We start from the raw sequence: 8,137 nt of genomic DNA, 5'->3' as shown, positions 1-8,137 counted from the left end.
GCGCCGGATGGCCACCGTGGGGGCTTGTGCCGGGCCGACCACCCCCCCCGACGGGTCACGCGGCCCGGCCGGGCCGCGCGACTGCTGCCGTACGACAACAACGGCCCCGCCCTCGGCCTGCTGCCCGGCGCCCGCTGGCCGCGGATGCAGGTGGAGCTGGGCCGCGAGTGGAGCCTGATGCTCTACACCGACGGCCTGATCGAGGGCCGGGTCGGCACGGGCGGGGAGCGCCTCGGCCAGGACGGGATGGTGGACATGATCCGCCGCCAGCTGGCCGAGGGCCTGCGCGGCGAGAACCTGCTGCGCGCCGCCGTGCACGAGGTCCGCGACCTCAACGGGGGCGAGCTGACGGACGACGTGGCGGTGGTCCTGCTGGACCGCACGCCGTAACCGCTCCGTCTCGGGTCAGCGGCGGCCGTTGTACGGGCCGTACGGACCGTCGCTGCTGCTTCCGCCGCGGCGGCGGCCCCAGCCGCCGCCCCCTCCGGTCTGCTTGAGCGCCGGCCGGACGTCCACGATGTAGACGATGCTCGCGATCACGCCGGCGATCGGCAGGATCGACAGGAGCGAGAACAGGTAGCTGACCACCAGCGCGATGCCGAGGATGATCAGCCAGAAGACCTTGTTCTGCTTGTCCGCCGCGCGGAACGCGTCCTCGCGCCGGAACGCGGCGTCGAAGAGCCCGAAGGCGGCGAGGGCCATCATGATGATCTTCAAGATCCCCATGAACCCCGCGAAGCCCAACATCAGCATGCTGCCCACCGCCCGCTCCCTTCCGATCCGTACGCGGCCACCGTACCCATAGAACGGGCCGGACACCCCAAGGGTGCCCGGCCCGTACCCGCTTCGTCGGTCACGCTCACTTCGCCGGCGGGGTCGTCTTCTTCGCGCCCGTGGCCTTGCGGGGGGCCGGAGCCTTGCGCGCCACGGGCTTCTTGGCCGCAGCGGGCTCGGCCTTGGCCTCGGCCGGCTTCGACTCCTCCTCGGCCTCGACCGGCTCGGGCTTGCCCTCGACGGCGATCGCCAGGTCCTCGATCTCCTCGGCAGCCTCGCCGCGCCAGGTCTTCACGGCCTGCTCGCCGTGCTCGGCGACCTTCTCGTAGGTCTCACGGGCCTTCACGGCGTACTCGGCGGCGACGCCGACCCCGCGCAGGGCCAGGTCCTGGGCGTTCTCGCCGAACTTCTTCAGGTCGACGTCGAGGGTGCCGATGAACTCGTTGACCTTGGTCTGCAGGGCCGCCTGGGCCTCCTTGGCCCGGGCCGCGGCCTTCTCCTGCACGGCCTTCGGGTCGGTGTTGCGCACGGCCTCGATACGGGCCGGTGCCTCGGCGCGCAGCTGCTCGACCAGGGCGGGCACCTTCTTGGCCTGCTGGAGGGCGAGGTCGGCGGTACCGGCGGCGAAGTAGAGCGGGGTCGGGTCGCTGAGGGTCTTGCGCAGGTCGTCGGTGATGGCCATGGTGATGGTCCTCCCGGATTCGCGTTCGGCTGAGGTTGGTGTGGTCCGCGGTGCTACGGCCGGAGCCCTGGTCCGGCTCTCATCCGGCCGTCCGCCGCGGACCGGCATCACTGCCGCCGGCCGTGCGGGTGCCGCGTACGGCGGTGTCGCTCGGGACATCGGTGTCGCTGGGCGGTTCCTCCGCGACCCCCTCACCGAGATCCCCCGTCGTCTCGCCGACCCCGAACCCGTTCTCTTTCCGGAAGGACTCGTAGATCTGGAGCAGCACCTGCTTCTGCCGCTCGTTGAGCGTGGGATCGGCGAGGATGACCGCTCTGGTCTCCACCTCGTCCCGGTCCCGTTCGGCGTCGAGGATGCCGGCGCGGACGTACAGCGTCTCGGCGGAGATGCGCAGCGCCTTGGCGACCTGCTGGAGCACCTCCGCGCTGGGCTTGCGCAGCCCGCGCTCGATCTGGCTCAGGTACGGATTGGACACCCCGGCGGCGTCGGCGAGCTGCCGCAGCGAGAGCTGGGCGTTGCGCCGCTGCTCGCGCAGGTACTCACCGAGATTGCCGACGTTGAGCGATGCCATGTCCCCACCTTGCACCACCCGCGCTAACTATTGCAAGCACCTGCTTGCAAAAGCGAGCCGCACCACTCCCGGGATTCACCGAGACGGAGCACGCGACCCGCCCGGCGGCTGCCTCGGCCAGTCCGGGGTACCGGCCTTCTGCGCTCTCCACGATCGTTCCGCCCGGTCGGTGGCGGCAACTGCGCGCGCGTACGGCGCACGAACTCGCCACCGAACTGCGGGCCGGGTCGAACATTCCCGACGTCCCGGTGGCACGACCACGTTTCACGAAGAGCCGGAGGAGGACGGTGCTCACGATCAGCCAGTTCGCGGCAACCGCCAGCGTGACCGTGCGCACCGTTCGCCACTACCATCACATCGGCCTGTTGCCCGAGCCCGAGTGTGATGCCTCCGGCTACCGCCGTTACCCCCGCTGAACGCAGCCGCGCCTTCGATCACCCTGGCCGGATCGACGGCCGGGGTCCCCGTCCTCACGCTCGGGGCGGTCATGCCCGGTCCCCCTGTGCCGCCGGCCTGGTTGCCGGGTGTTTACGCAGGTGAGAGGTGAACGGCAGTGGGTTCGAGATGAACGAACCCCCATGCATAGACATGCACTTGACAAAGAACCAGCCAACTGGCCTGTTTTCAACGGGTGAGGGGATTGTGAGAGTTCGATGAAGAGTTGATCATCCTTCTCGTCGCTTCCGACCGAGCGACGGCGAGCACTCGGCTCGCGCCGCAAGAAGGGTCATTCTCCTGTTCACCAGCAACTCGTCGCCGGCCAGACGGCGTCCACGCACGAGACCCACCGAAAACCGGGCCGCTGCGCGGCTCACCGTACTCGCGGCGGCCATCGCCCTCATCGCCTCGGGAGGCGGCGCGACGGCGATGGCCTCCGACACCGCCCCCTCCGCTCCCTCTGCCCCCTCCGCCGCCCCGGACCGCGCAGCGGCGCTGGCCGCGGCGCAGCAGCTGGGCAAGCGGGTGGAGATCACCGGGGACCGCACCGACGACTCGACCTCGTGGGCCAACCCCAACGGCACTCTGACCACCGAGGTGTTCAGCAACCCGATCCGGGTCCGCCGCGACGGATCCTGGACCCCGGTGGACACCACGCTCGCCGACACCGGTAGTGACGTCACGCCCGGGGCCACCACCGCGGCTCTTGCCTTCTCCGACGGCGGTTCCGGGCCGTTCGCCAAGGTCGGCGACGGAAAGGTGGGGCTGGGCCTGTCGGTGCCCGGCCAGTTGCCCGCGCCCGCGCTGAACGGCGACACCGCCACCTACGACAACGCGGTCGCCGGCGGTGACCTGGTCGTCAAGGCCCTGCCCACCGGCTTCTCCGAGCAGGTCGTCCTGGACCGGCGCCCGGACGACGCCCCCACCATCCGCATTCCGCTGACCACGTCCGGCGGGCTGAAGGTCTCCCAGGACCCGAGCGGCCATCTGCTGCTGAAGGACCCCTCGGGCCGGACGATCGCCGACGCGCCCGCCCCGCACATGTGGGACTCGGCCGTGAACGACGCCTCCGGGCTGCCGGCACACGACGCCAAGGTCGATTCCCGGATCGAGGACACCCCCGAGGGCCAGGTCCTGGTCCTCTCCCCGGACCGTGCCTTCCTCGACTCGCCGGAGACGACGTACCCGGTGACCGTCGACCCGACCACGACGCTGGCCGTCACCACGGACACCTGGCTGGAAAGCCCGAACTACCTCGACTCCCAGCGCTCGTCCACGGAACTGCGGGTCGGCTCGTACGACGGCGGCACCCACCGGGCCCGGGCCTACCTGAAGTTCGACACCTCCGCCTTCACCGGCGAGCACATCGTGGACACCGACCTGTCCCTGTTCTCGTACTGGTCGTCCACCTGCTCGACCTCGGGTTCGGGCGTGCGGGTGCGCCGGGTGACCTCCACCTGGGACTCCTCGGCCGTCACCTGGGACACCATGCCCTCCGTGACCAACACCGGCCAGGTCGTCAACACCGGTGCCCACGGGTACTCGTCCGCGTGCCCCGCCGCGCACAGCCACTGGGACATCGACAGCATCGTGCAGGCCTGGGCGGACGGCGCCCCCAACTACGGCATGCAGCTCAGCGCGGTCGACGAGACCGACTCACTGTCCTGGCGGCGCTACTACTCGGCCAACTACACCGGTGACAGCGACGACGTGCCGCACCTGACGGTGACCTACGAGGACACCGACGTGGCCGGCCTGAAGGACTCCGCGTCGCTGAGCACGCCCGTCGTCAGCAGCGGCACCGTCACCAACGCGGCCGGCACGCCGGTCACCGACGCCGACGTGGTGCTGTACGCCTGGCCCGACAGCGACAGCGAGAACGCCCTCCAGGAGGGCGACACCGTCAAGCTGCAGCCCGTGGCCAAAGCCGTGTCCGACAGCTCGGGCAACTACGCCCTGCGCATCGGAGATGTCTCGTCCCTCGCCCCCCAGGCAGGCAGCGACGGACTCGTCAACTTCGAGACGGTCGCCTACTCGGGCACGACCCAGGCGAACTTCAGCTTCCCGCGCAGGCTGATCAGCGCCACGAACTCCTCGACGGGCACCGCCTACCTGACCGCCGTCACCCCCGACTCCTCCTCGGGCAGCTCGAGCGCCGACAGCGGTGCGCCGGACGCCGGCTTCACCACCAGCACCGCCGCGGTGACCGCCAACCTCGCCCTGGAGAGCCTGTCCGCCGCCCCGGACGCCGCCGACTCCACCGCCGGCCGGACCGAGGACACCGACGTCCCGGCATCCCTGACGGACGACCCCACCGCCGCGGACCCGGACAGCTCCGCCGACTTCGACGCGGGCGTGACCAAGGGCTGCAGCGCCCAGCTGGTGAAGAACTACGGCCCCAAGTGGGTCATCGTGGGCCAGACCTACAGCGTCACCTCGGGCGTGGACCACACCCTGACCTACAGCTCGGGGGCGTCCAGCACGCTGGGTGTCGGAATCTCGGGATCGGGAGCCATCGGCAGCTTCAAGGCGAGCGGCTCGAGTTCCAAGAGCAGCACCATCACCAACTTCTACCCGACGTACGGCAACCACCGCGGCGTGTACTACCAGACCCAGTTCAAGTACGGCAAGTACCACGTGATCTGCGCCTACGGGAAGTACAACAACAAGGACTACTACGAGGCCCGGTCGACGGGGTTCGTCGGCGGTGAGAACGTGTCCGGTGCGGGGGCGCCCAGAGCCACCTACTGCACGCGTTACCTCAACGGCGCGAAGTTCACCAAGAAGAACTCCAAGGCCATCACCTGGACCGACGGCGCCAGCCTCAAGGGCTCGATCGGCATCGACCTCTCGTCGCGCACCGGCTACACCACGGACGCCACGGTCAAGTACACCTTCCACGCGGATCGCTACATGTGCGGAACCAACGACTACCCGGGCGCCGACCACGTGTACAACTTCCTCGCCGCCGCGTCCAGCAGCGGATACCGGCCGTGACGCCCGTGCCGTCCCGTCCCGTGCTCCGGACGGGTCTCTCCGCCGCGCTGCTCATGGCCGCGGTGAGCACCCTCCTCGGCTGCTCGGCGTCGGCGACGCCGGGCGGCGGGCCGCTGGACGGCCCGGACTGGGGCAAGCCCGACCAGGCCGAGACGTGTGTGCCCGCCAAAGCGGGGGCGAGGCTGACCTTCGGCGGCGACGTACTGCGCAACTACGGCGGCAAGGACGTGGTCATCGACAAGGTGTCCCTGCTCCAGCCCCACGGGCTGGAGTTCGTCGACGCCGTCCTCCTCACCACCCGCAACACGCTGGTGGGTTTCGACAACCACTATCCCCCGCGCAGGTCCTTCCTGGACGGGCTGGCGCCCGCGTGGGACCACCGCCGGCCCGCGGTCGGGGCGACCATCGCGCCCCAGCCGGGGGACGGCACCCCCGACGACGGGGCCACGCAGACGGCACAGGCCGCAGCCGCGGCCGCCGCCCCGGCAACCCCGACCGCCCCCGCGCTCTCGAACAATCTGGTCGTGGGCGTGCGGGTCACCGGGACCAGCCATGTCCGCATGACCGGTGTGAGCGTGGACTACCACGTCGGTGGCACGAAGTACCGCTGGCACAACATCACCAGTCTCGTCGTGAAGACGACACCCACGTGTTGAGACGCTTGCGCTCCGCGGCCTGGCCGCTGCTCGTGACCGGGCTGCTGGCGGGAGGCTCAGCCTCTTCCGCCGGCAGCCCGGCCGGGCCCACGCCCCCGGCGGCGGTCGTGGCCCTGGTCAACTCCTCGTCGCCGCGGGGAAACCTCTTCAACGGCCAGTTCTGCGGCGGCATCCTCGTCAGGGACGACCTGGTCCTCACCGCCGCCCACTGCGTCCGCGCCCGCCGCCCCGGTTCCGTCGACGTGGTCGTCGGAGCCGACAACCTCTGCCCGGGCGCGCCCGTACCCGGCCGACGTGTCCACGTCATCCGTGCCGTCCTGCACCCGCGCACTCGCAGCGGCCCGGTCGACGCGGCTCTGCTGGTCCTGGAGCACGGGGTGCCCACACCCGCCGCCAGGCTTCCCGCTCCTCAGGACGCGCCCTCCGCCACCGGAACGGCCTACGGCTGGGGACGCAACGGCCTCGGCGGAGTGGCACCGTGCCGACGCACCCCCGTACCCCTGCGTTTCGTCCCCCAGGAGCACTGCTCCGACGCGGAGCGCGGTCTCGGTGTCCCGCCGCCCAACCCCCGGACACAGCTCTGTGCACGGCCGGACGCGACGGCGACGAGGAACACGTGCACGGGGGATTCCGGAAGTCCCGTTCTCACCGGCCGCGGCGACACCGTCGTCGGCATCGTGAGCTGGGGACCGAGCTGTCGCCCCGACGATGTCGGAGCCTACGTACGCGTGGCCGCACTGCGCCCCTGGATCACTCACCCGCACTGACCGGGCAACGGCCGCCAGAACGGCAGCCGGCGGGCCGTCGGGCGGTCGGGCGCGCCCTCGGCCGAGCCTGCACGGACCACGTCGGGCCGGCAAGCGCACAGACGCGGTCTCAGTCCGCGGCCTGCCTGCGATACGCCTCCAGCCACTCCCGTACCGACCGGAAGTCGGCCTCCGTCAGGCCGTAGTGGTGGTCGACCCGGTGGAGGAGGGCCGGTTCGGGATGGTGGGCGGCGACCCAGGCGCGGTCGGCCGCGGTCACCTCGTCGTCGAGCCAGACGAAGGGGCGGCCGGCCGCCCAGTCGACCAGCGGCCGGGTCTTCCAGTGCAGCAGGTCAGGGGACTCCTCCTCGTCGGGCCACCGGACGACCGGCAGCGGGGGCAGGCTCAGCCAGGGCGCCAGGAGCGTGTTGGCGTCGTCCATCCAGGTCGTGGCCCACACCAGCTCGCAGCCCAGCCCGGCGAGCCGTCGGCCGAGGGCCGGGTCGACGCGGTTCAGCAGCGGATGCGCATCGGCGCCCGGAAGGGCGAGGCCGCGGTCGTAGACCGGGTACGCGCGGTCCGCCCCGAACGGGATGAGCGGACCGTCTACGTCGAGGAAGAGCAGCATCAAGGACCAGGATCAGCCCTCGAAGCCCTGGTCGGCGAGGATCGCGTCGATCCGGGTGCGGTGCGCCTTCTCCCAGTCGTCCAGGCTCTCGGCCGCCTCCTTGGCCAGCTTCGCCCGTGCCGCCTGGAGGATCTCGGCCCGGCGGGCGGCCGGTACGGCGACCACGCCCTCCTCGTCGGCCACGACCACGTCCCCGGCCTCGATCCGTACGCCTGCGCAGCGCACGGGCTCGTTGAGCGGCCGTACGGCCTTCTTGGCGCCCGGGATCGGGATCACGCCCCGCGCGAAGACCGGGAAGCCCAGCTCGCGGACCTCGGCGAGGTCGCGGATCAGGCCGTCGGCGACGAAGGCCGCGACACCGCGCCGGTGGGCCACCGCGCAGACGTTTCCGCCGGCCAGCGCCCAGTCCAGGTCCCCCGACTCCACGACGATCACCGAGCCGGGCTCCGCGCGGTGGATCGCCGCGTGCAGCATCAGGTTGTCGCCGGGCGGGCAGCTCACGGTGAAGGCGGGACCGGCGACGCGTGGCACCGGGGCCCACAGCGGTCGTATGCCGATGTCCATGACCTGGTCGCGGCCGAGCAGGTCGGCGAGGGTCGTCGTGGGGATGTCCTGGAACTCGGTGGCGTCAGTCATGAGAGCGAC

The 8,137-nt window shown here is 71.2% G+C and carries 8 protein-coding genes and 2 pseudogenes; 5 read left to right on the top strand and 5 right to left on the bottom strand.

What is annotated here, in order from left to right; all coding sequences use genetic code 11:
* Positions 1–54: 54 nt before the first annotated feature.
* Positions 55–390 (top strand): annotated as a pseudogene (locus ACZ5DS_RS23010) (SpoIIE family protein phosphatase); the annotation flags it as partial.
* 15 nt (positions 391–405) lie between these two features.
* On the opposite strand, the gene ACZ5DS_RS23005 reads toward ACZ5DS_RS23010, so the two are convergent.
* The 3 genes from ACZ5DS_RS23005 to ACZ5DS_RS22995 form a co-directional block, all read right to left on the bottom strand.
* Positions 406–753: a DUF2516 family protein gene (locus tag ACZ5DS_RS23005; protein ID WP_468242163.1), complete on the bottom strand. Its 348-nt coding sequence runs from the start codon at positions 751–753 to the stop codon at positions 406–408.
* A gap of 106 nt (positions 754–859) precedes the next feature.
* Entirely contained in the window at positions 860–1,456 is a 597-nt protein-coding gene (locus ACZ5DS_RS23000; RefSeq protein ID WP_468241541.1) for a hypothetical protein, read from the bottom strand.
* A gap of 79 nt (positions 1,457–1,535) precedes the next feature.
* The gene (locus ACZ5DS_RS22995) at positions 1,536–2,027 is read right to left on the bottom strand and encodes a helix-turn-helix domain-containing protein (RefSeq protein ID WP_468241539.1); all 492 of its coding nucleotides are present in this window, start codon (positions 2,025–2,027) and stop codon (positions 1,536–1,538) included.
* A 287-nt stretch (positions 2,028–2,314) separates the two neighbouring features.
* On the opposite strand from ACZ5DS_RS22995, the pseudogene ACZ5DS_RS22990 reads away from it, so the two are divergent.
* From ACZ5DS_RS22990 to ACZ5DS_RS22975, 4 genes and pseudogenes are all read left to right on the top strand, one after another.
* A pseudogene (locus tag ACZ5DS_RS22990) lies at positions 2,315–2,434 on the top strand (MerR family transcriptional regulator); the annotation flags it as partial.
* 460 nt (positions 2,435–2,894) lie between these two features.
* A complete protein-coding gene (locus tag ACZ5DS_RS22985) occupies positions 2,895–5,462 on the top strand; it encodes a DNRLRE domain-containing protein (RefSeq protein WP_468241537.1) in 2,568 nt (855 codons plus the stop codon).
* Entirely contained in the window at positions 5,459–6,118 is a 660-nt protein-coding gene (locus ACZ5DS_RS22980; RefSeq protein ID WP_468241535.1) for a hypothetical protein, read from the top strand. Before ACZ5DS_RS22985 ends, ACZ5DS_RS22980 begins: the two co-directional genes overlap by 4 nt.
* The gene (locus tag ACZ5DS_RS22975) at positions 6,115–6,885 is read left to right on the top strand and encodes a S1 family peptidase (RefSeq protein ID WP_468241533.1); all 771 of its coding nucleotides are present in this window, start codon (positions 6,115–6,117) and stop codon (positions 6,883–6,885) included. Before ACZ5DS_RS22980 ends, ACZ5DS_RS22975 begins: the two co-directional genes overlap by 4 nt.
* A gap of 109 nt (positions 6,886–6,994) precedes the next feature.
* Here the strand turns inward: ACZ5DS_RS22975 and ACZ5DS_RS22970 are convergent, their stop codons facing one another.
* Together ACZ5DS_RS22970 and ACZ5DS_RS22965 are read right to left on the bottom strand one after the other, a co-directional pair.
* Positions 6,995–7,492, bottom strand: coding sequence for an HAD domain-containing protein (locus ACZ5DS_RS22970; protein ID WP_468241530.1), 498 nt, complete (start codon positions 7,490–7,492; stop codon positions 6,995–6,997).
* A gap of 12 nt (positions 7,493–7,504) precedes the next feature.
* A complete protein-coding gene (locus ACZ5DS_RS22965; RefSeq protein WP_468241527.1) occupies positions 7,505–8,128 on the bottom strand; it encodes an RraA family protein in 624 nt (207 codons plus the stop codon).
* Positions 8,129–8,137: the final 9 nt, after the last annotated feature.

The organism is Streptomyces sp. NPDC031100 (assembly GCF_055570785.1).
This window is presented reverse-complemented; position numbering and strand designations above follow the sequence as displayed.

Excerpts from the sequence above, each read along its gene's own strand:
- ACZ5DS_RS22985 (WP_468241537.1), top strand. The coding sequence starts at position 2,895 with ATGGCCTCCGACACCGCCCCCTCCGCTCCCTCTGCCCCCTCCGCCGCC.
- ACZ5DS_RS22970 (WP_468241530.1), bottom strand. The coding sequence starts at position 7,492 with ATGCTGCTCTTCCTCGACGTAGACGGTCCGCTCATCCCGTTCGGGGCG.
- ACZ5DS_RS22965 (WP_468241527.1), bottom strand. The coding sequence starts at position 8,128 with ATGACTGACGCCACCGAGTTCCAGGACATCCCCACGACGACCCTCGCC.
- ACZ5DS_RS23000 (WP_468241541.1), bottom strand. The coding sequence starts at position 1,456 with ATGGCCATCACCGACGACCTGCGCAAGACCCTCAGCGACCCGACCCCG.
- ACZ5DS_RS23005 (WP_468242163.1), bottom strand. The coding sequence starts at position 753 with ATGCTGATGTTGGGCTTCGCGGGGTTCATGGGGATCTTGAAGATCATC.
- ACZ5DS_RS22995 (WP_468241539.1), bottom strand. The coding sequence starts at position 2,027 with ATGGCATCGCTCAACGTCGGCAATCTCGGTGAGTACCTGCGCGAGCAG.